24 protein-coding genes and 1 other annotated feature are annotated in these 23,628 nt (G+C 49.1%); of the genes, 11 read left to right on the top strand and 13 right to left on the bottom strand.

What is annotated here, in order from left to right:
- Nucleotides 1-41 precede the first annotated feature (41 nt).
- The 9 genes from WH279_RS19360 to WH279_RS19320 all read left to right on the top strand — a co-directional run bounded on the left by WH279_RS19360 (nucleotide 42) and on the right by WH279_RS19320 (nucleotide 10,492).
- On the top strand, nucleotides 42-1,139 hold the full coding sequence (locus tag WH279_RS19360) for a hypothetical protein (protein ID WP_339458081.1): 1,098 nt from the start codon (nucleotides 42-44) through the stop codon (nucleotides 1,137-1,139).
- On the top strand, nucleotides 1,105-2,025 hold the full coding sequence (locus tag WH279_RS19355) for a glycosyltransferase family 2 protein (protein ID WP_339458080.1): 921 nt from the start codon (nucleotides 1,105-1,107) through the stop codon (nucleotides 2,023-2,025). The genes WH279_RS19360 and WH279_RS19355 overlap by 35 nt, the downstream gene beginning before the upstream one ends.
- A complete protein-coding gene (locus tag WH279_RS19350; RefSeq protein ID WP_339458079.1) occupies nucleotides 2,012-2,572 on the top strand; it encodes an acyltransferase in 561 nt (186 codons plus the stop codon). The genes WH279_RS19355 and WH279_RS19350 overlap by 14 nt, the downstream gene beginning before the upstream one ends.
- Nucleotides 2,569-3,762 carry a glycosyltransferase gene (locus tag WH279_RS19345; RefSeq protein WP_339458078.1) on the top strand — a complete coding sequence of 398 codons (1,194 nt, stop codon included), beginning with the start codon at nucleotides 2,569-2,571 and terminating at the stop codon, nucleotides 3,760-3,762. Before WH279_RS19350 ends, WH279_RS19345 begins: the two co-directional genes overlap by 4 nt.
- Nucleotides 3,740-4,855: a glycosyltransferase gene (locus tag WH279_RS19340; RefSeq protein WP_339458077.1), complete on the top strand. Its 1,116-nt coding sequence runs from the start codon at nucleotides 3,740-3,742 to the stop codon at nucleotides 4,853-4,855. The genes WH279_RS19345 and WH279_RS19340 overlap by 23 nt, the downstream gene beginning before the upstream one ends.
- A gap of 31 nt (nucleotides 4,856-4,886) precedes the next feature.
- The gene (locus WH279_RS19335) at nucleotides 4,887-6,275 is read left to right on the top strand and encodes a mannose-1-phosphate guanylyltransferase/mannose-6-phosphate isomerase (RefSeq protein WP_339458076.1); all 1,389 of its coding nucleotides are present in this window, start codon (nucleotides 4,887-4,889) and stop codon (nucleotides 6,273-6,275) included.
- A gap of 31 nt (nucleotides 6,276-6,306) precedes the next feature.
- Nucleotides 6,307-7,728 (top strand): phosphomannomutase, encoded by a 1,422-nt coding sequence (locus tag WH279_RS19330; protein ID WP_339458075.1) that lies wholly within the window; start codon nucleotides 6,307-6,309, stop codon nucleotides 7,726-7,728.
- Nucleotides 7,729-7,928: 200 nt separating this feature from the next.
- Nucleotides 7,929-9,335, top strand: a complete 1,407-nt coding sequence (gene gndA, locus WH279_RS19325) for an NADP-dependent phosphogluconate dehydrogenase (RefSeq protein WP_339458074.1) — start codon at nucleotides 7,929-7,931, stop codon at nucleotides 9,333-9,335.
- A gap of 149 nt (nucleotides 9,336-9,484) precedes the next feature.
- A complete protein-coding gene (locus WH279_RS19320) occupies nucleotides 9,485-10,492 on the top strand; it encodes a Wzz/FepE/Etk N-terminal domain-containing protein (RefSeq protein ID WP_339458073.1) in 1,008 nt (335 codons plus the stop codon).
- A 49-nt stretch (nucleotides 10,493-10,541) separates the two neighbouring features.
- Here WH279_RS19320 and hisIE read toward each other — a convergent pair whose 3' ends face one another.
- The 9 genes from hisIE to hisL form a co-directional block, all read right to left on the bottom strand.
- A complete protein-coding gene (gene hisIE / locus WH279_RS19315; protein ID WP_339458072.1) occupies nucleotides 10,542-11,153 on the bottom strand; it encodes a bifunctional phosphoribosyl-AMP cyclohydrolase/phosphoribosyl-ATP diphosphatase HisIE in 612 nt (203 codons plus the stop codon).
- Entirely contained in the window at nucleotides 11,147-11,923 is a 777-nt protein-coding gene (gene hisF / locus WH279_RS19310) for an imidazole glycerol phosphate synthase subunit HisF (RefSeq protein ID WP_339458071.1), read from the bottom strand. Before hisF ends, hisIE begins: the two co-directional genes overlap by 7 nt.
- Nucleotides 11,905-12,642 carry a 1-(5-phosphoribosyl)-5-[(5-phosphoribosylamino)methylideneamino]imidazole-4-carboxamide isomerase gene (gene hisA, locus WH279_RS19305; protein WP_200643518.1) on the bottom strand — a complete coding sequence of 246 codons (738 nt, stop codon included), beginning with the start codon at nucleotides 12,640-12,642 and terminating at the stop codon, nucleotides 11,905-11,907. The genes hisF and hisA overlap by 19 nt, the downstream gene beginning before the upstream one ends.
- Nucleotides 12,643-12,647: 5 nt before the next feature.
- Nucleotides 12,648-13,238, bottom strand: a complete 591-nt coding sequence (gene hisH, locus WH279_RS19300) for an imidazole glycerol phosphate synthase subunit HisH (protein WP_133841553.1) — start codon at nucleotides 13,236-13,238, stop codon at nucleotides 12,648-12,650.
- Complete coding sequence (gene hisB / locus WH279_RS19295) at nucleotides 13,238-14,302, bottom strand: bifunctional histidinol-phosphatase/imidazoleglycerol-phosphate dehydratase HisB (RefSeq protein WP_339458070.1); 1,065 nt, start codon at nucleotides 14,300-14,302, stop codon at nucleotides 13,238-13,240. The genes hisH and hisB overlap by 1 nt, the downstream gene beginning before the upstream one ends.
- Nucleotides 14,299-15,390 (bottom strand): histidinol-phosphate transaminase, encoded by a 1,092-nt coding sequence (hisC, locus tag WH279_RS19290; protein ID WP_167863649.1) that lies wholly within the window; start codon nucleotides 15,388-15,390, stop codon nucleotides 14,299-14,301. Before hisC ends, hisB begins: the two co-directional genes overlap by 4 nt.
- Entirely contained in the window at nucleotides 15,387-16,694 is a 1,308-nt protein-coding gene (hisD, locus tag WH279_RS19285) for a histidinol dehydrogenase (RefSeq protein WP_167863650.1), read from the bottom strand. The genes hisC and hisD overlap by 4 nt, the downstream gene beginning before the upstream one ends.
- Nucleotides 16,695-16,698: 4 nt before the next feature.
- On the bottom strand, nucleotides 16,699-17,598 hold the full coding sequence (hisG, locus tag WH279_RS19280) for an ATP phosphoribosyltransferase (protein WP_133841557.1): 900 nt from the start codon (nucleotides 17,596-17,598) through the stop codon (nucleotides 16,699-16,701).
- A gap of 58 nt (nucleotides 17,599-17,656) precedes the next feature.
- Nucleotides 17,657-17,779, bottom strand: a sequence feature (His leader region).
- The gene (gene hisL / locus WH279_RS19275) at nucleotides 17,755-17,802 is read right to left on the bottom strand and encodes a his operon leader peptide (protein ID WP_100396937.1); all 48 of its coding nucleotides are present in this window, start codon (nucleotides 17,800-17,802) and stop codon (nucleotides 17,755-17,757) included. (Overlaps the previous feature by 25 nt.)
- A gap of 190 nt (nucleotides 17,803-17,992) precedes the next feature.
- Between hisL and WH279_RS19270 the strand changes: the two genes are divergently transcribed.
- Nucleotides 17,993-18,820 carry an SDR family oxidoreductase gene (locus WH279_RS19270; RefSeq protein WP_200643516.1) on the top strand — a complete coding sequence of 276 codons (828 nt, stop codon included), beginning with the start codon at nucleotides 17,993-17,995 and terminating at the stop codon, nucleotides 18,818-18,820.
- A gap of 64 nt (nucleotides 18,821-18,884) precedes the next feature.
- Here the strand turns inward: WH279_RS19270 and WH279_RS19265 are convergent, their stop codons facing one another.
- Genes WH279_RS19265 through puuD form a run of 3 tightly spaced genes read right to left on the bottom strand, consistent with a single transcriptional unit; the run spans nucleotide 18,885 to nucleotide 21,538 of the window.
- Nucleotides 18,885-20,162: an NAD(P)/FAD-dependent oxidoreductase gene (locus tag WH279_RS19265; RefSeq protein ID WP_339458069.1), complete on the bottom strand. Its 1,278-nt coding sequence runs from the start codon at nucleotides 20,160-20,162 to the stop codon at nucleotides 18,885-18,887.
- Between the two features lie 57 nt (nucleotides 20,163-20,219).
- Nucleotides 20,220-20,777, bottom strand: a complete 558-nt coding sequence (puuR, locus tag WH279_RS19260; protein ID WP_167863653.1) for an HTH-type transcriptional regulator PuuR — start codon at nucleotides 20,775-20,777, stop codon at nucleotides 20,220-20,222.
- On the bottom strand, nucleotides 20,774-21,538 hold the full coding sequence (gene puuD / locus WH279_RS19255; protein WP_339458068.1) for a gamma-glutamyl-gamma-aminobutyrate hydrolase: 765 nt from the start codon (nucleotides 21,536-21,538) through the stop codon (nucleotides 20,774-20,776). Before puuD ends, puuR begins: the two co-directional genes overlap by 4 nt.
- A gap of 221 nt (nucleotides 21,539-21,759) precedes the next feature.
- Here puuD and WH279_RS19250 point away from each other — a divergent pair, with 221 nt between their 5' ends.
- Entirely contained in the window at nucleotides 21,760-23,175 is a 1,416-nt protein-coding gene (locus tag WH279_RS19250; protein WP_339458067.1) for a glutamine synthetase family protein, read from the top strand.
- Between the two features lie 93 nt (nucleotides 23,176-23,268).
- Here the strand turns inward: WH279_RS19250 and WH279_RS19245 are convergent, their stop codons facing one another.
- Complete coding sequence (locus tag WH279_RS19245) at nucleotides 23,269-23,592, bottom strand: hypothetical protein (protein WP_339458066.1); 324 nt, start codon at nucleotides 23,590-23,592, stop codon at nucleotides 23,269-23,271.
- Between the last annotated feature and the right edge of the window lie 36 nt (nucleotides 23,593-23,628).

Genomic DNA, 23,628 nt, shown 5'->3' with positions numbered 1-23,628 from the left:
TATTATTTGGATGAAGTGTTTTTTCTATCGTGGTGAAAAAAATGATTTTCGTATTGTCACTAGTTTTTAGTTGTATGATTTCAATGTCATTTTCATATTTTATAAAAAATAGAAAAATATATTTGTCCATTATTGCATTTTCCTATTCCTTTGCATTTTTTTTCATGTGCGTGTTCTTTTTCGTCATTAAATTTAATGGCGAAAATATATTGATATTTCCAGATGAAGGGCTTTATGTAAATGATTATACTTCAGTCCTTCCATTTTCAGTATATGTCAGGACTGTAAATGAATTATTAGGGCAGGATGCTATTAGATTAATAAATATTTTCATTTTCTCGACTTCACTTGCGCTCTTATCGTCAGATGTAATGGGAAGAGTTGAAAGTGAAACTCATAAAATTTACATTGCATTCTTTTCTTTGTTTGGAGTGATCGTCGGTGGCTATTGGTCATACTTTATTTTAAAAGAAGCCTTTAGTATCGCTGCTATTTCTTTCTTGATGGTAGCTACACTGAGAAAAAGCTGGCTATTTTTAACCAACTCGCTCATTTTCTTAGCGCTTGCACGCCCTGATTTATTTACTCTTTATGCAGGTATCATTTTTATTTTTTATATACGAGATAAAAATAGAAGTCTATACAAGCTGATTGTGGTCGGCGCCATCCTTAGCACAATATGGTTTATGAATAGCGATCTTTCTTATCGTATTAAAATATTTACTCTTTCCAAAAGGTTTGGTGAGTTGAACGTAACGTATGATTCAACTACGTTAGCGGTGAGTCAATATTCGTTCATACCATTCATTTTATCTGATGCGTTCCATCAAGCTATAATCACAAATTTAAAAAGCAGTTTTAACCCATTCCACGAGATTAATGCTCTGACTATTGTACAAAGAACATTCAATGTATTAGCTATCATTCTCTTCATCAAATGCTTCTTTTCATCTTTCCTCAAAGATAAAGTATATACTTTTATCTTTATTGTTATCGTAGGTTTGATATGTACTCACTCAGTTTATAGATATATGAATACGTTGCTAATTCCATTTTCAATTTATTCTATCTACTTAATCGACTTGAAAAAAAGAAGAGCTAAGATTGAAAAAAATATCGGTCATAATACCCGTTTATAACTCATCTCAATATCTATTCGATGCTTTAAACTCTGTAGTTCAGCAGGAAATCACAGACTATGAAATTATTGTTGTTGATGATGGATCATCTAAGGTCGAACATGAAAACTACATTAAAATAGTTAATTCCTTTAAGAATACGATCATTTTTTCAAAAGAAAACGGTGGAGCAGCTTCTGCCAGGAACTATGGGGCAAGGAGAGCTAGTGGAGAGATTTTAGCTTTTCTTGATTCTGATGATGTATGGCTGGCTGGAAAACTCGTCAGCCAGTTAAAGGTTCTCGATGATGAAAATGCTGATGTAGTTCTTGGCAATATTCTTGTTGCCGATAACCTTTTGAACATTAAGCATCGATCATCCAAAAAAGTACCTACAGATTCTAAAAAATGTATGGAAGGTTTTTTCTACGGAAGGATTTTAATGAATACTCCAACAATTATTGTGAAAAAATCTTTCTTTGAGCAATTGGGTGGCTTCAACGAGCAGTTGAAGTATAGGGAGGATCATTACTTTCTCATCAATTGTGCCGCTAAAGGAAAAATCGCACTTGACGAGCAATTCCATACGATCCGGCGTGAAAGAGAAAATAGTTTGAGTATGGTTTCTGATATTGATACCGAACTTGGCAAGCATGTTGATTTTTGGACACTGGCTAGTGATAAATATCGCTTCTTGAATGTTAGAAAAGCAAGGGTAACGTTACTGCTCAGACTGTTTTTCTACTATCTAAGAATGAATAGACAAGCTGATATTCTCGGTGTGTTAAATTACATAAAGAAAGACAGCAGAATGCTTTATGTTTTTCTCTCGCCTGTCAGATTTCTTACCGGGTTCGCTAAATTACTCTTCAATCTAAGAGGTTCTCTGAGACGTGCACTTAAATAATTTTTTCAAACTCACCAGTCGTATTAGATACGCTGCACAGCTATTTTTTTTAAAAATTCGATTTGGTAAATCGATTAATTTGCCGAAGTTGCTAAGTTCTTATATCGCTTCAGGCACTTTGATAACCATTAATAAAGGAAAACTTACTTTCAGAGGTAAGTTTTACTCTCGTAGATTTCTAACGGTGAACATCAACGGTGGTAATGTCATTATTGATGAAGGTGTTTTCTTTAATCAGGGGGTAAGCATTAATTCGCATGAGCTTGTCACGATCGGAAAGAATACAATTCTTGGTGAAAATGTCAAAGTCTATGATCATAACCACCGCTTCCGGAGTTCAATCCCCGTGCTTCAACAAGGGTTTAAATCTAGACCTGTTCATATTGGTAATAATGTATGGATTGGTACCAATGCCGTTATACTTTCAGGCGTATCAATAGGAGATAATTCAGTTGTTAGTGCTGGTTCGGTAGTCAGGAATAATATACTTGAAAATTCACTCTATACTGATGGGCATTCGACAACGATAGAAAGGGACAAATCTTGAGCATTATTGCAGTTACTATAGAAAGAAGATATAAAAACTATAATAATGAGTTTTATGTGCAAGGTATCGAAGATGAGGAGTTTTTTAAACGATATCTTGATACCTTCGATCATGTGAAAATAATTGCTCGTGTAGAAAAAGTAGATGTATGCCCTGAAAATCATGTTAAATTTGAAAACGAAAATATCAGCTTCTTACCTATTTACACTACCGGAACTGGGTTGAGAAAATTCGCTGAAATTTGGCACTTGGCGAATAAGTTATATGTTGATAATACGCCTGTTATTATTAGAACACCTGGTATTCTTGCTTATCTATTTTCACTTGTTTGCATGCTCAAAAGGAAAAAATTCTCTTTAGAGGTTGTAACAAATCCCAAACAAGAAGCTTTACATTCTACCAATTTTTCAATTTTAAATCATTTTCTTTGCTTTGTATTTAACTTAATATTCAAAATGCAACTTAATTTTTCTAGTTGCGTTTCATTTGTTACTGAAAATGAAATACAAGATCTCTATTTAAAAAAAGAGGAAAAATCAGAACCAAAATTCAACTCTTTTTACAGTAGTATAACGCTATCAAAATTACTATACACAACAGAACAAGTTTTAGATGTTCGGTCAAATAACTATGACCCGATTAACAATGATACAGTTCTGCTGTTTACGGGAGTGCTCGATAGAAAATTCAAGGGGCTTGATGTTTTTTTGGATATTATTAAGCAACTGCCAGTAAACTACAAAGGTATAGTGGTTGGTGATGGTCTATTATTAGAAGATTATAAAGAGTATGCCCGCCAGCTAGGCGTATATGAGCGAGTGTTTTTTACTGGTTATATATCATCACCTGAAATGAAAAAAAATATAATGGAGTCTTCAGACATATTTATTCTGTCTTCTCGTAGGGAAGGGTTACCAAGAGTGGTAATCGAAGCTATGTCAAATGGCTTACCATGCGTTTGCACGAATGTATCCGGCGTTAAGGAACTCATATCACACTCAATGATCTATCCAGTAGATGATGTCTTATCGGCAAAAAAAATCATTCTTTCTTTAAAAAGAGATGATTATAAAAAACATTCTAAAATAAATTATTTAAAAGCATTAGATTTCGAAAAAGAAAAACTTCAACTTAAGCGTAATATATTCTATATTAAGGTAAGGAACAGTGAAAGTTCTTCATTTAAGTAAGTATTATAAACCTTTTTCTGGTGGACTTGAGCAGGTCGTTGCTGATATTTGTGAGGGTTTGGTTGAAAAAGGCATCTCTACTGACGTCCTTTGTGTTAACCATCTCAAAGAAAAATTCAAAACTTACTCCTACAATTCTGTAAATGTCTCTAGCTGCCCTTCAAATTTCCATAATAATTCTGCCGACTTTTCTTTAAGCTATATAAATAAATGTCGTCATATGATTAAAGACTTTGACGTCATACATGTCCATTTACCTAATCCTTTAGCAAATATCGCATTAATGGCATCAAGTCTTCGTGCAAAGAAAATTGTCGTACATTGGCATAGTGATATTATAAAACAAAAAAAACTCAAGTATTTCTATCAACCTTTTCAAAATTGGTTATTACGTCGCGCTGATAAAATCATTACTACTTCGCTAGTTTATGGGCAGCAGTCGAAAGACCTCACTGATTTTCAAGAAAAAGTCGTTGTTATCCCCATTGGAATAAAAGATGGCTTTCTGAAATCAGATCCTGCTGTTGTTAATAAAATAAAAAATGATTATTCTGATAAGAAAATCGTATTCTCTTTAGGAAGGCTTGTCTATTACAAAGGCTTCGAATACCTGATAGAAGCTGCTAATTTTCTCCCGTCCAATACTGTCATCGTTATCGGAGGAACGGGACCTGATAAAGCCAAACTTGAGAAAGTTATTGAATTAAACAATCTCTCTGAGAAAGTAAAGCTACTGGGGTTTGTAAAAGATGAAGACTTGCCTTCATGGTATGAAGCATGTGATGTTTTTTGTTTACCATCAATCGAGAAGTCTGAAGCTTTCGGTGTCGTGCAATTAGAAGCTTTTTCACTTAACACTCCAGTTGTTTCTTGCGATATTCCAGGATCTGGTGTTGGTTGGGTGAATAGGCATGGCGTCTCAGGACTGGTGGTAAAACCCAGGTCTCCTGAAGAACTTGCTGAAGCAATAAATGCTATTACTTCTAATTCTGTCGTTTTTGGTACTATTAAAGATTATTTTGAGAAAAACTTTGACTCAAAAGTTATGGTAGAAAAAACATATGATCTATATAAATCATTCTTCTTGAAATAAATTAATTTCGCACAATCTATAGGATGTAAGAATGCTGATCCCTGTCATTCTCGCCGGAGGTTCCGGTTCCAGAATGTGGCCATTATCTAGAATGAGCTACCCTAAGCAATTCCTTTCATTGTATACAGATGACTCAATGTTGCAGGATACCTTTAATCGCCTTACGAATATCGAATATACCGACTCTTTAGTTATTTGTAATAACGAACATAGATTCCTTGTCGCTGAGCAGTTAAGAAATATTAAAAATAAAAAAATTGAAATTTTATTAGAGACGGTAGGGAAAAACACAGCACCAGCTGTTGCACTGGCTGCATTTAAAGAAATCTCTTCTGGCCGTGACCCGTTATTACTGGTTTTAGCTGCTGATCATGTTATTAAAGATACTCAATCTTTTGAAAGTGCAGTTAGAGATGCTATTGAATTTGCTAATGCCGGTAAGTTAGTCACTTTTGGTATTGAACCCAAAACCCCTGAAACTGGATATGGGTATATCAAAAAAGGGTTTAAGGTTTCCGATACGGGTTATGCTGTAGATAGCTTTCATGAAAAACCTTGCTTAGCCGTTGCAGAAAGATTTCTCTCTGAAGGTGATTATTTATGGAATAGTGGCATGTTCCTGTTTAGATCCTCGACCTATTTGAGTGAACTGGAGAAATATCGCCCAGATATTTTACTTGCTTGTAAGGCCGCTTACGATGGAGCCTATAAAGATCTAGATTTTATCAGAATTGATGGCGCGTGTTTTTCGAATTGTCCCTCAGAGTCGATCGATTTTGCTGTTATGGAGCACACGCATGAAAGTGTTGTCGTTCCAATGAATGCGCAGTGGAATGATGTGGGTTCATGGTCATCATTATGGGATATTTCCAAAAAGAATAAAAACGGGAACGTCATTCGAGGTGATACGGTCGAAATAGACAGTAAAGATAATTATATCTATGGAGATAATGGACTTATTGCAGTCGTTGGTGTTTCCGATTTGGTAATCGTAAATACCAAAGATGCGACGTTAATTGCAAGCAGGAATAGTGTACAGGATGTGAAAAAAGTCGTTGAGAAACTCAATTCTTTGGGCCGCACAGAGCATATTAACCATCATGTTATCTACAGGCCCTGGGGTGAGTTCGATATTATAGAAAAGGGCAGTGATTACCAAGTTAACCGTATAACCTTACATCCTGGAAAGAAAATAAAAAATCAAATTCACTATCATCGGGCAGAGCATTGGATAGTGGTCTCAGGTACTGCTATGGTGCATTGCGGTGACGAAGTTTTCACATTAACGAGTAACAAATCTACATTTATCCCTGCTGGTGTTTCTCATTCTTTGGAAAATCCTGGCAAAGTACCTCTTGAAGTCATTGAGATTAAGACCGGTAGCTATCTTGAGGATGACGACACGGTACGGGTTCCTTGAGAACTTTCATTTCAGAATTAGGGATATATAATTGAATACCTCAGATATTCTAAAGCAGAGTGGAACTGCTTTTGGTACAAGCGGTGCCAGAGGACTGGCTGTAGATTTTACGTCGGAAGTGTGTCAGTCATACACACATGCCTTTATTGATGTTATAAAAAAGAAATATAGTTTCTCGAAATTAGCGATTGGTATCGATAACAGACCGGAAAGTGAAAATATTGCACGGCGTTGTGCTGCTGCTCTAATCGATTTAGGTATCGAAACTATATATTGCGGGGTTTTACCCACTCCAGCGTTGGCTTTTTATGCCATGGAGTGTGCGATTCCCTGCATCATGGTAACTGGAAGCCATATCCCTTTCGATCGTAATGGTCTGAAATTTTATACACCGGAAGGTGAAATCACTAAAAAAGATGAAGTTAACATTCTGCAATGTGATAAAAGCTTTTCGCTGTCACTGTCATTACCTGATTTTATTAAGACAAATGTTGCGGTAGAGCGTTATATTTCTCGTTATACTGACTTTTTACCTAAAAATGTGTTGAAGAATAAAAAGATCGGCATTTACGAACATTCCAGTGCAGGACGTGATATCTATCCTGAACTTTTCACTCGTCTGGGAGCGGAAATTATTTCGCTTGAACGTAGTGATGAATTCGTACCCATTGATACCGAAGCCGTCAGCCAGACGGACATTGAGAAAGCCCGTAAATGGGCTTCCATGCATCATTTAGATGCTATTTTCTCTACTGATGGAGATGGTGACCGGCCTCTGGTCGCTGACGAAAACGGAGAGTGGCTCCGTGGTGATATACTTGGATTGCTTTGTGCCGACGCACTCAATATAGAGATGCTGGCAATCCCTGTCAGCTGTAACACAGCAGTTGAGTTAAGCGGGCGATTTACTAAAGTCACACGCACCCAAATTGGCTCACCATTTGTGATTGAAGAATTTAACACTTTGCGTGCTGAGTCATCGAAAATTGCCGGCTTTGAGGCTAATGGAGGTTTTTTATTAGGCAGTGACATTCATATGGAGGGGGCGATCTTGCATGCCTTACCCACCCGTGATGCTGTACTGCCGGCTTTAGTGCTTTTTTCCGCAAGTCGGGATTGTTCTATTTCCTCCTTAGTGGCAAAGCTCCCGGGACGTTATACTTTTTCCGAGCGAGTGAAAGACTTTCCTACCGAAACCAGCACTGCAATCATTGCGAGGGCATTACTCAATCCGCAGACATTGATTGACGACTTAGGTTTTTCGGAGCTGTTGGTTGCATCGACTGATAGTACTGATGGGTTGAGAATGACGTTGAACAACGGTGATATCATTCACCTCCGCCCTTCAGGTAATGCACCCGAATTACGGTGTTATTCTGAATCAAGCGATATTGATGAAGCGATTAAGTATGTTAACCAGACTTTAAGCAAAATTGTTCAACTTCCGCTGTGAAAACTATTCTCTGATTTAATACATTTTTTGGGGGATATCTCGCTGGTAAGGCCTCCATTATGCAGGGTTTTTGGCGCTGTGAACTTAGCAATATCTATCGCACCAATCACTACCACCCCCCCCTAAACCTGAGTTAACATGTCTGGAACATTGACCGCAGTCACAGAACTGCGGGTTTTCCACCCAGACAGGAGTAGGTAATGTCCAAGCAACAGATCGGCGTTGTAGGTATGGCTGTAATGGGCCGTAATCTGGCACTCAACATCGAGAGCCGTGGCTACACAGTTTCTATCTTCAACCGCTCGCGTGAAAAAACCGATGAAGTCGTGGCTGAGAACCCAGGCAAAAAACTGGTTCCACACTACAGCATCGAAGAGTTTGTTGACTCTCTGGAAAAACCTCGTCGTATCCTTTTGATGGTGCAGGCCGGTGAAGCGACCGACAAAACCATCGCTTCCCTGACGCCACACCTCGATAAAGGCGATATCCTGATCGATGGCGGTAACACCTTCTATAAAGACACCATTCGCCGTAACCGCGAGCTGTCCGAGCAGGGCTTCAACTTCATCGGTACCGGTGTATCCGGTGGTGAAGAGGGCGCGCTTAAAGGCCCATCTATCATGCCTGGCGGCCAGAAAGAAGCTTACGAACTGGTTGCGCCAATCCTGACTGAGATCGCTGCTGTCGCTGAAGGCGAAGCCTGTGTGGCTTACATGGGGCCGGACGGTGCGGGTCATTATGTCAAGATGGTTCACAACGGTATTGAATACGGTGACATGCAGTTAATCGCTGAAGCCTATTCACTGCTGAAAGGCGCACTGAACCTGAGCAACGACGATCTGGCTAAGACCTTTAGCGAGTGGAATGAAGGCGAGCTGAGCAGCTACCTGATCGACATCACCAAAGATATCTTCACGAAGAAAGACGAAGAGGGTAACTACCTGGTTGATGTGATCCTGGATGAAGCCGCGAACAAAGGCACCGGTAAGTGGACCAGCCAGAGCTCACTGGACCTCGGTGAGCCACTGTCACTGATCACCGAATCCGTGTTTGCCCGTTACCTCTCTTCACTGAAAACCCAGCGCGTTGCAGCATCTAAAGTGCTGAGCGGTCCTAAGGTTCAGACCGTCAGCGGTGATCAAGCAGAGTTCGTTGAGAAAGTGCGCCGTGCACTTTACCTCGGTAAGATTGTTTCTTACGCACAGGGCTTCTCTCAGCTGAAAGCGGCCTCTACGGAAAACAACTGGGATCTGCACTATGGTGAAATCGCTAAAATTTTCCGTGCGGGCTGCATTATCCGTGCTCAGTTCCTGCAGAAAATTACCGATGCTTATGCTGTTGATGCTGACATCGCTAACCTGCTGCTGGCTCCGTATTTCAAAAATATCGCTGATGAATATCAGCAGGCATTGCGTGATGTTGTGGCCTGGGCGGTACAAAACGGTATCCCAACGCCAACCTTCTCTGCGGCCATCGCCTACTACGACAGCTACCGTTCAGCGGTACTGCCTGCGAACCTGATCCAGGCGCAGCGTGACTACTTTGGTGCGCATACTTACAAGCGTACTGATAAAGAAGGTGTGTTCCACACCGAGTGGCTGGACTAAGTCAATGCTTAACCCCCCGTTTTACGGGGGGTATTTCATTTTTTCTCCTCGATTTTAAGACTATCCTTCTGGTGTTCTGCTAATTGCTCGACTATCTTTTATTCGCATAACCATAAAAACGATATCAGTTTTTTTTAAGTTGAGTCACGATGAGCCAAAAAAATACAACTGCCTTTGAACAATTAGAATCTGTAAAGCATGATGAACTGAACCTGCTGGATATTTTTTTCCAGTTATGGAAGGGTAAGTGGATCATTATTGCAATAATAGCGGCCAGCCTGGCGTGTGCAGGAATCTATCTTGCCTCGGTTAAATCTAAATGGATATCAACGGCCATAGTGACGCAACCCGATTTCGGCCAGATGGTCTATTACAGTGGTATTTTAAATCAAGTCTATGCAATAAATGATACTGATAACAACGGTAACAGCGCTCAGAGTAAATCAGGACAGTTCTCTCCGGATATGCTTCAGCAAAGCCTGTTTAGTCGCTTTAGTGCTTCGCTTGCCGCATCAAACTCCGTCGATATTAAAGTCATAGACAAACCGCTTAACTATCCCCTTAGCATCTCAGTCACGGCCGATACTGCCAGCCACGCTCAGGCGCAGCTGTCAAGCTACATCCAGCAGGTGAATACCTCCCTGGTGAATGATTATGTCGCTGAAATCAAAACTAACCTTATTGCGATACAACGCGAACTGAACGTATCCCTGGAAGCGCAGAAAAAAATCGCGCAGCAGCGTAATGCACATCGTATGGAAGTTATTCGCTATGCATTGAAGATTGCTGAAGATTCGAATATTTCCAGCTCTCAACTGACCCAAGCGGAGAACCTGTCGGATGATACGTTATATCTGCTGGGTACCCATGCGCTAAGTGCGATGATTGCTAATGAGGCCAACAAGCCTCTCATACTCAATAAACAGTATTTCGATACACAATCTCAGCTCCTGGCACTGTCACAGTTGAAGCCTGACGCTGAGAAGTTACAGCCATTCACTTATATTAAACAACCCGATTTACCTGCTGCGCCTGTCAAACCCAAAAAGACGGTAGTGCTGTTGCTGGCCGCTATTTTGGGCGCGATTGCAGGTTCAGCGATTGTTATCGGGCGTACTGTGGTCGCTGATTATCGTTTGAGGATGAGAGCAGAGTAGGCAGAGTAGAATGCAGGCCGGGATGATCCGGCCTGATAATTAGACGGGCTTACTTATGACGCTGACGCAGATTCTCAATCACCGTTGACAGGTTCAGATCCTGGTCCTGCAGCAGGACCAGCAGATGATAGACCAAATCAGAGGCTTCATTGGTCAGCTCATGACGGTCGTTGACGGTCGCAGCCAGTGCCACTTCCACGCCTTCCTCACCGACTTTCTGTGCAATGCGCTTAGTGCCGCTGGCATACAGGCTGGCAGTATAGGAGCTTTTCGGGTCAGCGTGTTTACGCTCAGCCAGGATCTGCTCCAGTTGATAGAGGAAAGTCCAGTCTGTTGCTGCGGGCGAGAAACAGCTTGTGGTGCCACGATGGCAGGTTGGGCCGACCGGATTGACCAGCAGCAGCAGCGTATCGTTATCGCAGTCTGGCGTGATGCTCACTACATTCAGAAAGTGCTCCGAGGATTCACCTTTCGTCCACAGGCGCTGTTTAGTGCGTGACCAGAAGGTCACTTTGCCAATCTCCAGCGTCTTCGCCAGCGCTTCCTGATTCATATACCCATGCATCAGCACTTCACCAGACACCGCGTGCTGGACGATAGCGGGCATCATGCCGTCGGTTTTCACCCAGTCGAGCTGGGACAGTTGTTGTTCTGTTAACACGCGCGAATCTCCACACCTTTTTCAATCAGGTAGCTTTTCAGCTCACCGATATTAATAATCTGTTTATGGAACACTGAAGCTGCCAGTGCGCCGTCAACGTCAGCATCGCGGAAGGCCTCATGGAAATGCTCCATGGTGCCCGCGCCGCCGGAAGCAATCAGCGGTACTTTACAGCGTGCACGTACTTTTTGCAGTTGTACCAGGTCGTAACCATTGCGCACGCCATCCTGGTTCATCATGTTCAGCACAATCTCACCCGCGCCACGCTTCTGCACTTCTTCCACCCAGTCGAGGGTTTCCCACGTGGTGACTTTGGTCCGGCTTTCATCGCCGGTGTACTGATTCACATGGTACTTGCCGCTTTCACTGTCATACCAGGTATCGATGCCCACCACAATGCACTGCACGCCAAAGCGATCGGCCAGGCGCGTGATAAGGGAGGGATCGGCGAGTGCCGGGGAATTAATCGAAATCTTATCCGCGCCGAACGAGAGCAGCAGGGCGGCATCTTCAACCGACTTAATGCCCCCGGCCACGCAGAAAGGAATATCAATCACTTCTGCCACGCGCGAGATCCAGCTTTTATCCACCACACGGCCATCACTGGATGCGGTGATATCATAAAACACCAGTTCGTCGGCCCCTTCCTGAGCGTAGCGCTGCGCCAGTGGCACGATATCGCCGATGATTTCGTGGTTGCGGAACTGCACGCCTTTCACGACCTGGCCGTCACGTACGTCCAGGCAAGGGATTATCCGTTTTGCCAGCATGAGATAGCCTCCGATGCGGTGAATTTATCTTCCAGCAGAGCGCGACCCACGATCACGCCCTGAGCGCCACAGCCGCGCAGGGCAGCAATATCGTCCAGAGAGCCGATGCCGCCGGAGGACTGGAAAGCAATGCTCGGGTAGCGGGCAGACACTTCGCGATACAGTTCAACGTTAGAGCCACTGAGTGTGCCATCGCGTGAAATATCCGTGCACAGCACGTGTTTCAGGCCGAACGGCAAAAACTGCTCAATCACTTCCTCCAGCGTGATGCCGCTGGCTTCCTGCCAGCCGCTGATCGCCACTTCTTTACGGTTACTGGCATCAATGCGTACGTCCAGCGCCAGCACAATCGCTTCCGCGCCGTATTGTTTAAACCACTGCTGCACTTCTTCCGGCTGTTTCACCGCCGTAGACCCCACCACTACGCGTGTGGCACCCGCCTTTAACAGCGCGTCCACATCCTCTTTGGTGCGGATACCGCCACCCACCTGCACCGGGACGGAGACGCCTGCCAGCAGTTTGGTCAGCAGGGGGATCTGACGTGCGGCCGGATCTTTTGCCCCGGTCAGATCGACCAGATGCAGTGCCTGCGCACCCTGTGCTTCATAATCCTGTAAGCGCGGCAGCGGGTCGCTGCCATAGTCGCGTTGCTGGCCGTAATCGCCCTGGTGCAGACGCACCACCTTGCCATCAATTAAATCTAATGCCGGGATAATCATGCCGGTTACATCTCCAGGAAGTTTTTCAGCAGCTGCGCGCCAGCGGCACCGGAACGCTCCGGGTGGAACTGCACGCCAAAGAAATTATCTTTCTGCACGGCGGCGGTAAAGGCTTCGCCATAATTGCACTGGGCAATGGTGTATTCATTGACCGGCATGGCGTAGCCGTGCACGAAGTAGAAATAGGCACCGTCTTCAATACCGCGAAACAGGTGGTTACCCGCTTGCGAGGTGATTTGATTCCATCCCATATGTGGCAGCGGCAGGCCGTGATCTTTCATGCGCTGCACAGGCTGGTCGATGATATTCAGTGTGGGTACGCCGCCGCTCTCGTCGCTACCGCTGCCCAGCAGTTGCATACCGAGGCAGATACCCAGTACCGGTTGGGTACAGGCTTTAATCAGCGCGATCAGTTCGCGTTCACGCAGCTGATCCATCGCTGCCTGTGCGGTGCCCACGCCGGGCAGAAACAGTTTGTCGGCGTTCAGCACGATATCCGCTTCTTTACTGACCACCGGATCATAGCCAAGGCGCTGTACCGCCCACTTAACGGAGGACAGGTTGGCGCAGCCGGTATCGAGGATCACCACATCCATCACAGCACTCCTTTTGAGCTTGGCAGGGTATTTCCCTCCACGCGGATCGCCTGACGCAGCGTGCGGCCGAAGGCTTTAAACAAGCTTTCAACGCGGTGATGGTCATTTTTGCCTTTGGTGCGCAGGTGCAGGGTGCTGGCCATGGTGTAAGAGAGTGAGCTGAAGAAGTGTTCCACCATCTCGGTGCTCAGATCGCCAACGCGCTGATAGCTGAACTCCGCTTTATATTCGAGGTGCGGACGACCGGAGATATCCAGTGCGCAGCGTGCCAGGCATTCGTCCATTGGCAGCACGAAACCGAAACGACCGATGCCACGTTTTTCACCCAGTGCTTTCAGCAGGGCTTCACCCAGCGCCAGCCCGGTATCTTCCACGGTGTGGTGATCGTCAATATAGAGATCGCCTTTCACGTCGATGTTCATGCGGAAGCCGCCGTGGGTAGAGATCTGATCGAGCATATGGTCAAAGAAACCCACGCCGGTATTAATTTTGCTGTCGCCTTCGCGATCCAGCCACACTTCGACTTTAATCTGCGTCTCTTTGGTGTTGCGTTGCACCAGCGCATAACGGTCACGCTTCGTCAGCTGCTGTTCAATCGCGTTCCAGTTGAGGTCTTTGCTGTACAGCAGACCGGTGATGCCCATGTTCTGCGCCAGCTGCACGTCAGTTGCGCGGTCACCAATCACATAGCTGTTGGCGATATCCAGTGCGCCTTCCGCCAGCCAGGCCTCCACCATTTTGGTTTTTGGCTTACGGCAGTCGCAGTGATCTTCCGGCTTATGCGGACAAATCAGAATGTCGCTAAAGTTCACGCCCTGTGAACGGAGGATCTGCATCATCAGATTATGCGGACCGTCGAAATCGTCCTGCGGGAAGCTGCTGGTCCCCAGGCCATCCTGATTGGTGATCATCACCAACTGATAGCCCGCTTTTTGTAACGACAGCAGGGCAGGGATGACGTCAGGCTCGAAGGCCAGTTTATCCATGCGGTCTACCTGAAAATCTTCTGGCGGCTCAGAAATGAGGGTGCCATCGCGATCGATAAAAAGGACTTTCTGACTCATGCTTGCTCCTGAGATACGGATGAACCGGGTAATAATGTTAGTGCGGCCACTGCGCGTTCACACTCTTCGCGCGTGCCAATAGAGATGCGCAGGCAGCCCGCCAGACCAGGCTGTTTGTTCTGATCGCGCAGAATAATGCCCTGATCCCACAAGGTCTTAAACACCTGACTTGAGGCGGAGAAGCGCGCCAGAATATAGTTGGTATCGCTCTCAAACACCTGCTCAACGCAGTCTAGCGTACGCAGATCGGCAATCAGCTTTTCCCGGGTGGCGACCAGCTCGCTCACATGCTGGCGCATCAGTGCAATGCCCTGCTCGCTCAGTGCCTGACCCGCAATATCCGCCACAGGCGTAGAGAGCGGGTAAGGGGCGATCACTTTCATCAGCAGCGCAATGACATCGGCGTTGGCGAGAGTGAAACCACAGCGCAGCCCTGCCAGCGCAAACGCTTTAGACAGCGTACGGAGCACCACCAGGTGCGGGTAATCTTTCAGCCAGCCAGCGAGTGAGGCCGAAGGGCAGAACTCAATATAGGCTTCATCGGCGACGACCAGCGCTTTGCCACGGGTCATCTCCAGTAGCTGGCGAATATCATCCGGGTTGATCAGATTTCCGGTCGGGTTGTTCGGGCTGCACACATACACCAGTTTCACATTGTCTAACTGGTCAGCGATGGCGGGCAGATTCAGCTGCCAGTCTTCGCGTGCTTCTACCGTACGGTATTCAATGCCGATGGTTTCAGCGCTGACGCTGTACATACCGTAGGTCGGCGGGCAGAACAACACCGCGTCTTTACCCGGTTCACAAAAGGCGCGCATTAACAGTTCGATGCCTTCATCAGCACCGCGGCTCACCAGCACCTGCTCCGGCGTCAGTCCCGCATAGGCCGCGTAACGCTCAATCACTAACTTAGGCTGACATTCCGGGTAGCGATTCAGGGTCTGCTGGCTGAGCTCAAACGGCACCGCCAGCGGGTATTCATTGGCGTTCAGCCAGACATCACCGTTGCCCCCCAGACGGCGTGCCGACTGGTAGGGCGTCAGGGCGCGCACATTAGCACGGGCCAGATCTTCAATCTTGCTGCTCATGGCTTCTCCTTCAGTGCGGCTACGCGCAGGGTCACGGCATTTTTGTGGGCAGTCAGTTGCTCGGCAGCGGCGAGGGTTTCAATGGTGGCCGCCAGCCCCATAAAACCCTGCTTTGTCAGTTCCTGCACGGTCATGCGCTTCTGGAAATCCGCCAGTCCCAGGCTGGAACAGGTGGCGGTATAACCGTAGGTCGGCAGGACGTGGTTGGTTCCCGAGGCATAGTCACCTGCGGATTCTGGTGACCAGTCACCGAGAAACACAGAACCGGCACTGGTGATACTGTCGACCAGGTCGCGTGCCTGGCGCGTCTGAATGATCAGGTGCTCAGGCCCGTAACGGTTGCTGACTTCAACGCACTGTTGCAGATCACGCATTACAATCAGGCGGCTGCTTTCCAGGGCTTTTGCTGCCGTGGCCGCACGAGGCAGTTCAGCCAGCTGGCGTTCAACGGCTTCGGCGACCGCCACGGCCATGGTTTGCGACGGCGTCAGTAGGATCACCTGCGAATCCGGGCCGTGTTCCGCCTGTGACAGCAGATCAGAGGCCACGAAGTCCGGCGTGGCCCCTTCATCGGCAATCACCAGCACTTCAGACGGGCCAGCAGGCATATCAATCGCCGCGCCGTCCATGCGCTGGCTCACCTGACGTTTGGCCTCGGTGACATACGCATTGCCAGGACCAAAAATTTTATCCACCTTAGGCACGGATTCTGTCCCGAAGGCGAGGGCGGCAATCGCCTGCGCCCCGCCGACCTGGAACACTTCCTGCACGCCACACAGCCGTGCAGCATAAAGGATTTCATCGGCAATCGGGGGTGGAGAGCAGAGCACCACTCGGCCACAGCCTGCGATACGCGCCGGGGTAGCCAGCATCAGTACCGTGGAGAACAGCGGAGCCGTGCCACCCGGAATATAGAGGCCGACTGACGCTATCGGGCGCGTGACCTGCTGGCAGCGCACGCCGGGTTGTGTTTCGATATCCACCGGCGGCAGCTGCTGCGCCTGATGGAAGGTATCAATATTGGCGACCGCAACAGCCATCGCCTGCTTGATCTCATCACCCAATCGCGCACAGGCATCGGTGATCTGCTGTTCGCTGACGCGCAGTGCATCAACCTGAGTTTTATCGAAGGTGGCGCTGTAATAACGCAACGCATCGTCACCTTCACTCGAAACCTTGTCGAGAATGCCGCGCACGGTGGCACTGATGCTGTCAGAGGCGCCAAGCGCCGGGCGAAGCAGCAGGGTCTGCTGCTGTTCGGCACTGCAATCCTGCCAGGCAATGGGGGTCATCAGGGTCGCCATCGAATTACTCCATCATCTTCTCAATGGGCAGTACCAGAATGGAACTGGCACCCAGGGCTTTCAGTTTTTCCATTGTTTCCCAGAACAGGGTTTCAGTACTGACCATGTGCATCGCTACACGGCTCTTATCACCGGCCAGCGGCAGCAGGGTGGGGCGCTCAGCACCCGGCAGCAGGGCGATGATATCGTCCAGGCGTTCGCTCGGTGCGTGCAGCATGATGTATTTGGATTCACGCGCCTGGATCACACCCTGGATACGGGTCATCAGTTTGTCGATCAGCTCCTGCTTGGCAGCAGGCATTTCGCCATCGCGCTGAATCAGGCAGGCTTTAGAGCGGTAGATCACTTCCACTTCACGCAGACCGTTGGCTTCCAGCGTGGCGCCGGTCGAGACCAGGTCGCAGATCGCATCGGCCAGGCCGGCGCGTGGGGCGACTTCGACGGAACCGTTCAGCAGGCAGGATTTGAAGTTGACGCCCTGCTTGTCCAGGTACTTTTTCAGCAAGTGCGGATAAGAGGTGGCAATGCGGGTGTTTTGTAAACACTGTGGCCCGGTATATTCGTCATCAACGGACATCGCCAGCGACAGTCGACAGCCACCGAAGTCGAGGCGGCGCAGCGTGAAGTAACGGGGATCTTCGCCCTGTGCACGGCGAGTCAGCAGCTCTTCTTCCAGCACGTTTTCACCGATAATCCCCAGATCGACCACGCCATCCATCACCAGGCCCGGAATATCGTCATCGCGCACCCGCAGAATATCAATCGGCATGTTTTCGGCGAAGGCGATCAGGCGCTGCTGTTGGAGGTTGATCTTAATACCGCAGCGCGCGAGCAATTCGCGTGATTCATCGCTTAAACGGCCTGATTTCTGCATAGCTATGCGTAAACGGGTGTTATCTAACATGGGTTCTTATCCTTTTCCTGTCTGTATGGTGTATCCGCGTTCTTCTGATCAGAGGGCATAAAAAAAGCCCCCGGAAGGCGATCTTCCGGGGGCTGAGTTTGCGTTCTGCACCACTGGAAGATCCTGATCGTCTTCCAGCACACATCGCCTGAAAGACTAGTCAGGGTGATGGTGATGATGGTGATTGAACTGAACGCGTGTCATAAAATTCTCTTGGATGAATGGATATTCATTACGTGACAAATAACCTAACGAGAATGGACGCGTGGCGCAACACTTTTTTGTCAATGTTGAAAAATTCTCTTATCAACTGTCGGTTGTCACCGACTGAGCGCTGGCGTAGCCTGACAAGATAGCGGTCTGCACGATCTGCGTTAACTACAGGAGCTGAGGGATGAAACGAGTCGCAATTGTTGGCCTGGGATGGTTAGGTATGCCACTGGCGATGTCGCTGGCGGGCGCTGGCTGGCAGGTCACTGGTACGAAAACCACGCCTGATGGCGTAAATGCTGCGCGAGCAAGCGGTATTGACAGTTATCTTCTTGAATTGACACCGGAACTGAACTGCGAGGCAGACGATCTTGAGGCGCTACTCAGCGTGGATGCGCTGGTGGTGACGTTACCGGCCAGCCGGACGGCGGCGGGGGGCGAAAATTATCTGCTGTCCGTGCAGCAACTGGTAGACAGTGCGCTGGCGTTTAACGTGCCACGGATTATCTTTACCAGTTCAACCTCGGTTTACGGTGAGCATAGCGGCCTCACTAAAGAGAGCAGCGTGCTGGACCCGGTCACCGTGGCCGGACAGACGCTAAAGACGCTGGAGAGCTGGCTGCACAAGCTGCCGAACACCTCGGTGGATATCTTACGTCTTTCCGGACTGGTTGGCCCACATCGCCACCCCGGACGTTTCCTCGCCGGAAAAACCGATATCGCCAATGGCAATCAGGGTGTCAACCTGGTGCACCTGGACGATGTGATTGCGGCGATTAGCCTGCTGTTGCAGACGCCGAAAGGCGGGCATATCTATAATCTCAGTGCCCCGCAGCATCCGGCGCGTAATCAGTTTTACCCGCAGGTTGCGCGGCAGTTAGGGCTGACGCCGCCAACCTTCCAGGCAGACCATGATAAAAACAGCGGTAAGCTGATCGACGGCAGTAAAATCTGTCGCGAGCTGGGGTTTGAGTACCGTTATCCCGATCCTGCCAGGATGCCATTGTCATAATCAACAAGGGGTTGTGGTAGGGGGGACGCTTTTTCCGGTCGCCCCGTGCTGATGTCCGGCCCGCTTACACGCCCAGCCGGTCTCGTAATGCATACCACGCCGCACCGATCGCGGTTAACGGCACGCGCAGACGACGACCGCCGGGGAAGGGCAGGTGCGGTAGCCGGGCAAACGCATCAAAGCGCCCGGCATCTCCCTGCATGGCTTCGGTGACCAGCTTCCCGGCGAGATGGGTACAGGTTACGCCGTGGCCGCTGTCACCCTGCATATAGTAAACGCCGTTCTCCAGACGCCCAAACTGTGGCATCCGCGACAGGGTCAGCAGGAAATTACCGCTCCACGCATAGTCAAACTTCACGCCAGCCAGCTGCGGGAAGGTCTTCATGAGTTTCGGGCGGATAAGGGCATCAATATCGCCCGGATCGCGCGCCCCGTAGATCACGCCTCCCCCATACAGCAGACGGTTGTCCGCCGTCAGACGGAAGTAATCCAGCAGATAGTTACAGTCCTCCACGCAGCGATGGTTAGGCAGTAGCGAGAGGGCCTGGTCGGCCGACAGCGGTTCGGTGGCAATAATTTGTGAACCACAGGGCAGGCTTTTTTTCGCCAGCCGCGGTTCAAGATGTGGTGCGAGATAAGCATTCCCGGCAAAGATGACAAAACGCGCAGTCACCTCACCGCGCCCGGTACGCACCCGATGCGGAGTGCCATAGTTTACGGCAGTCACGGCAGAGTTTTCATAAATACGCCCGCCGTGGCGGCGAATGGCTTCGGCCTCACCCAGCGCCAGATTCAACGGGTGAATATGGCCACCACGTTTATCCAGCAGCCCGCCGACATAGCGCTCAGTGCCTATTTCTCGTCGTATGCCACTCTGGTCCAGCAGTTCGACGTCGTGATTGCCATAGCGCTGCCACAGCTGGTGTTGAGTTGTCAGATGCTGCATCTGGCGGTTATTCAACGCGGCGAAAATACTGCCCGGACGATAATCGCAGCGAATCGCATAGCGATCGATGCGATCGCGGATGATCGTTGCGCCTTCAAACATCATGCTGCCGAGCAGACGTGCAGTTTCTTTGCCGTAGCGCTGCTCAATAACGTCAACATCGCGGCTGTAAGAGTTAACCACCTGGCCGCCATTGCGCCCGCTGGCACCGAAACCCACCCGGGCCGCCTCCAGCAATACCACATCGTAGCCCGCCTCGGTGAGGAACAGGGCAGACGACAGTCCGGTAAAGCCTCCGCCAATGATGCAGACGTCGCAATGGATATCCCCGTCCAGCACCGGCCAGGGATCGTGCGGATTCGTGGTGGCGGCATAATAGCTGTTGATATGTTCCATCTCTTCTCCCTTAATCACTGCCTCAGAGGCGATCGGAAACAGCATCGCCTCTGGCCGTCAGAATGTGGCCGGGGTATGTGCGCTGATAATGCGGCAGGGCCGCGTGGACGAATTGGTAAAGCTGTGCGGTTTGCCGGTATCAATCACATAGCTCTGCCCGGCGTGAAGTGCGAAGTGCTGGCCGCTGATCGTCAGAATGATTTCGCCTTCCAGCAGCGTGCCGGTCTCTTCCCCCTGATGGCGGATTTTTTCGCCGGTGGTGGCGCCGGGTTCGTAGGTTTCCAGCAGCATCGCCAGCGTGCGCTGAGGATTGCCATTGTGGATCAGACGCAGCGATACGCCCTGACTGCCGATATCGATCAGCTCATGGGCATCGATCACCACCTTTGGCGGTTCATCCTGCACTTTTTCGGCAAAAAACTCGGACAGCGACAGGCCGTATACCTTGAGAAGTTTTTGCAGCGTGCTGACGGCCGGGCTGACTTTGTCCTGTTCAATTGTACTGATGGCGCTGTGCGTCAGGCCGGAAAGCTCCGCTACGCGACGCTGGGACAATCCCATCTGTTGCCGGATTTCGGATAGGCGCCGTCCCGGCGCCAGCGTGGTTTCACTCATTGCTGCGCGTCCTTTTTTGATGCCGCGCAGGCGGCGAGAAAGCCTTCAAACAATTGACGTGACAGCGCCGAGCTGTCGCTGTGCCATTCAGGATGCCACTGCACCGCCAGCGCAAACGGGTGCTGGCGATGGCTGACAGCCTCGATCAGCCCGTCTCCGGCACGCGCCTCAATGCGCAAGGCATCACCCGGCGAACGGATACCCTGCTGGTGCAGGGAGTTAACCCAAAATTTTTCACAGTGATTCACCAGCGGTGCCAGCAAGCCTCCGGGTTCCACCCAGACTTCATGCGCCGGCGCATATTGCTGGTCCAGCGACAGTTCCTCGTCCTCACGATGCTCCTGAAGGCCCGCAACCTGATGTAACTGACGGTGCAGCGTACCGCCGGTGGCTACCACCAGTTCCTGTAAGCCGCGACAAATCGCCAGCAATGGCATCTGGTGGTCCAGCGCATAGCGGATCAGGGCAAAAGAGAGCGTATCGCGGCCGGGATCGGCCAGGGCTTCTTTGCCGCTCTCGCCGTAGTGGTAGGGTTCAATATTGCTGGGGCTGCCGGTCAGCAGAATGCCGTCCAGCACCGCCATGGCATTGTCTAACCGCTGAGGAGCGGCCATCAGTCCGTGGGGCAGGGCGAGCGGGATACCGCCAGTCGATAAAATGGCATCAAGGTATTTGTTATGCACCATCTGCGTCGGGTGGCCGCCCATGTTGGTCTGGCACATCACCACGCCAATCAACGGCTTGTCAAAAATAATGCCCATCAATCCCTCCTCACGCTGGTCAATATATCAACCATTCGAGCCCGGAATGGCCGAAAACTGTGCAATATATTTTCAATCTAGCAATCAGGTGCTTAATATTCAAACGCAATAAGCGCAAATATAAAGCGCATAGTTACATTTGCACACTTTTTGTGTTGGCGCTATGTTAAGGGAGTGGCTGTTATTTTGAGCAGTATTCAACAACCTGAAAAGGTGATGCGATGACCAATATTGTCGAAGTTGAAGACTTCACGCGGCACAGTGAAGAAAAACGAACCAGCGCGTTCCAGAATGAAGTGAAAGCTTATCTGGAACGCCATCCTGAAACGCAGTATGCCGATATTCTTCTTAATGATTTAAACGGGGTATTTCGCGGTAAACGCATCCCCATCGCCAGCCTGACAAAACTCGATAAGGGTTGCTACTTCCCGGCATCGGTCTTCGCTATGGATATTCTGGGCAATACCGTTGAAGAGGCCGGGCTCGGCCAGGTGCTGGGCGAACCCGACAACCTTTGCATGCCGGTTGAAGGCACCTTAACCCCCTCAGCGGCGGATCCGCACCATCTGGCACAGGTTCTGCTGACTATGTGCAATCAAGATGGCACTCCCTTTGACGTTGAACCCCGAAACGTACTCAATCACCTCTGGCAGCGACTGCGCAATCGAGGTTTGTTTCCGGTGGTAGCGGTAGAGCTGGAGTTCTATCTGGTCGATAAGCAGCGTGACGCGGAAGGCGATATTCAGCCACCGTGTGCGCCGGGCAGCGACGAACGCAGCATGCAGAGCCAGGTCTATTCTGTCGATAATCTTGACCATTTCTCAGCGGTACTGGGTGATATCGATTCCCTGGCGCATTTACAAGGGATACCGGCTGACGGTGCGCTGGCGGAAGCATCGCCGGGGCAGTTTGAAATCAACTTGCATCACACCCGCCATGTGCTCAATGCCTGCGATCATGCTGTACAGCTAAAACGCCTGGTGCGCCAGGTTGCCGAGCAGCACGGGATGAATGCCACCTTTATGGCAAAACCTTACGAGGCCTATGCGGGCAGTGGCATGCATGTGCATATCAGCATGCTGGATGCGGCCGGTCATAATGCTTTTGCCAATGACGATGGCAGCGATTCGCCGCTGCTGAAGCGCGCGCTGGCGGGCATGATTGATCTGATGCCTGCATCAATGGCGCTGCTGGCCCCAAATGTGAACGCTTATCGCCGTTTTCTGCCGGAGGCGTTCGTTCCGCTTCAGGCATCGTGGGGCCATAACAACCGCACCGTGGCCCTGCGCATCCCCTGTGGCGATCAGCAGAACCATCGCGTGGAATATCGTGTCGCCGGGGCGGACGCCAATCCTTATCTGGTGATGGCGGCCATTCTGGCAGGCATATTACATGGGCTGGACAATCAATTACCTTTACCCCCTGCGGTCAAAGGTAACGGGCATGAAGCGGAAGGGAACCCGCTGCCGATCCGCCAAAGCGATGCGCTCAATGCCTTTGAGCAAAGCCATCAAATACAGGCATTACTGGGCACGCGTTTTGGTTTTGTCTGGCATCAGTGTAAGCACCATGAACTGATGCAGTTTGAACGGTTGATCACCACCACGGAGATTGACTGGATGCTGAAAAATGCCTGAAAATCCCTGTACCGGGTGTGACTGTCACGCCCGGCTTACTCTCTTTGTTTCAATAAATTGTAACTGAAACTCCTGGGGGCTTGTCATCGCGCCTTACTTTGGTGCAGAATGTTCGCCCTGCAAAACGATACCAGTAAACCGACGCTTAATTTCCCGGCGGCGGTATTTTTTTATCTGTCGGTCAGCAGCAATACTATTTTTGAATTTTAAAGAGGCCGGTCCAGAACCGGATAGATATTCGCTTTTAAATACACTTTGACGTGTTTTATCGAGGAAACAAACATGGGGCTTCACCATCTTACTCCAGCGTCTGCTGGGATCCGCCAGCGCGATGACTACGGCGCCACAGCAGGTGATACCTTCACGCCTGCCTGTTCTTCCCAGTATCCTCTTTCGAAAAGCTATCGCACGACGCATAGCTCCCCTGTGGTTCAACCCAGAACGGTTGATGCT

Origin of the sequence: Erwinia sp. MYb375 (assembly GCF_037479175.1) — a bacterium.
In the GTDB taxonomy this organism is placed as follows: domain Bacteria; phylum Pseudomonadota; class Gammaproteobacteria; order Enterobacterales; family Enterobacteriaceae; genus Erwinia; species Erwinia rhapontici.
This window is presented reverse-complemented; position numbering and strand designations above follow the sequence as displayed.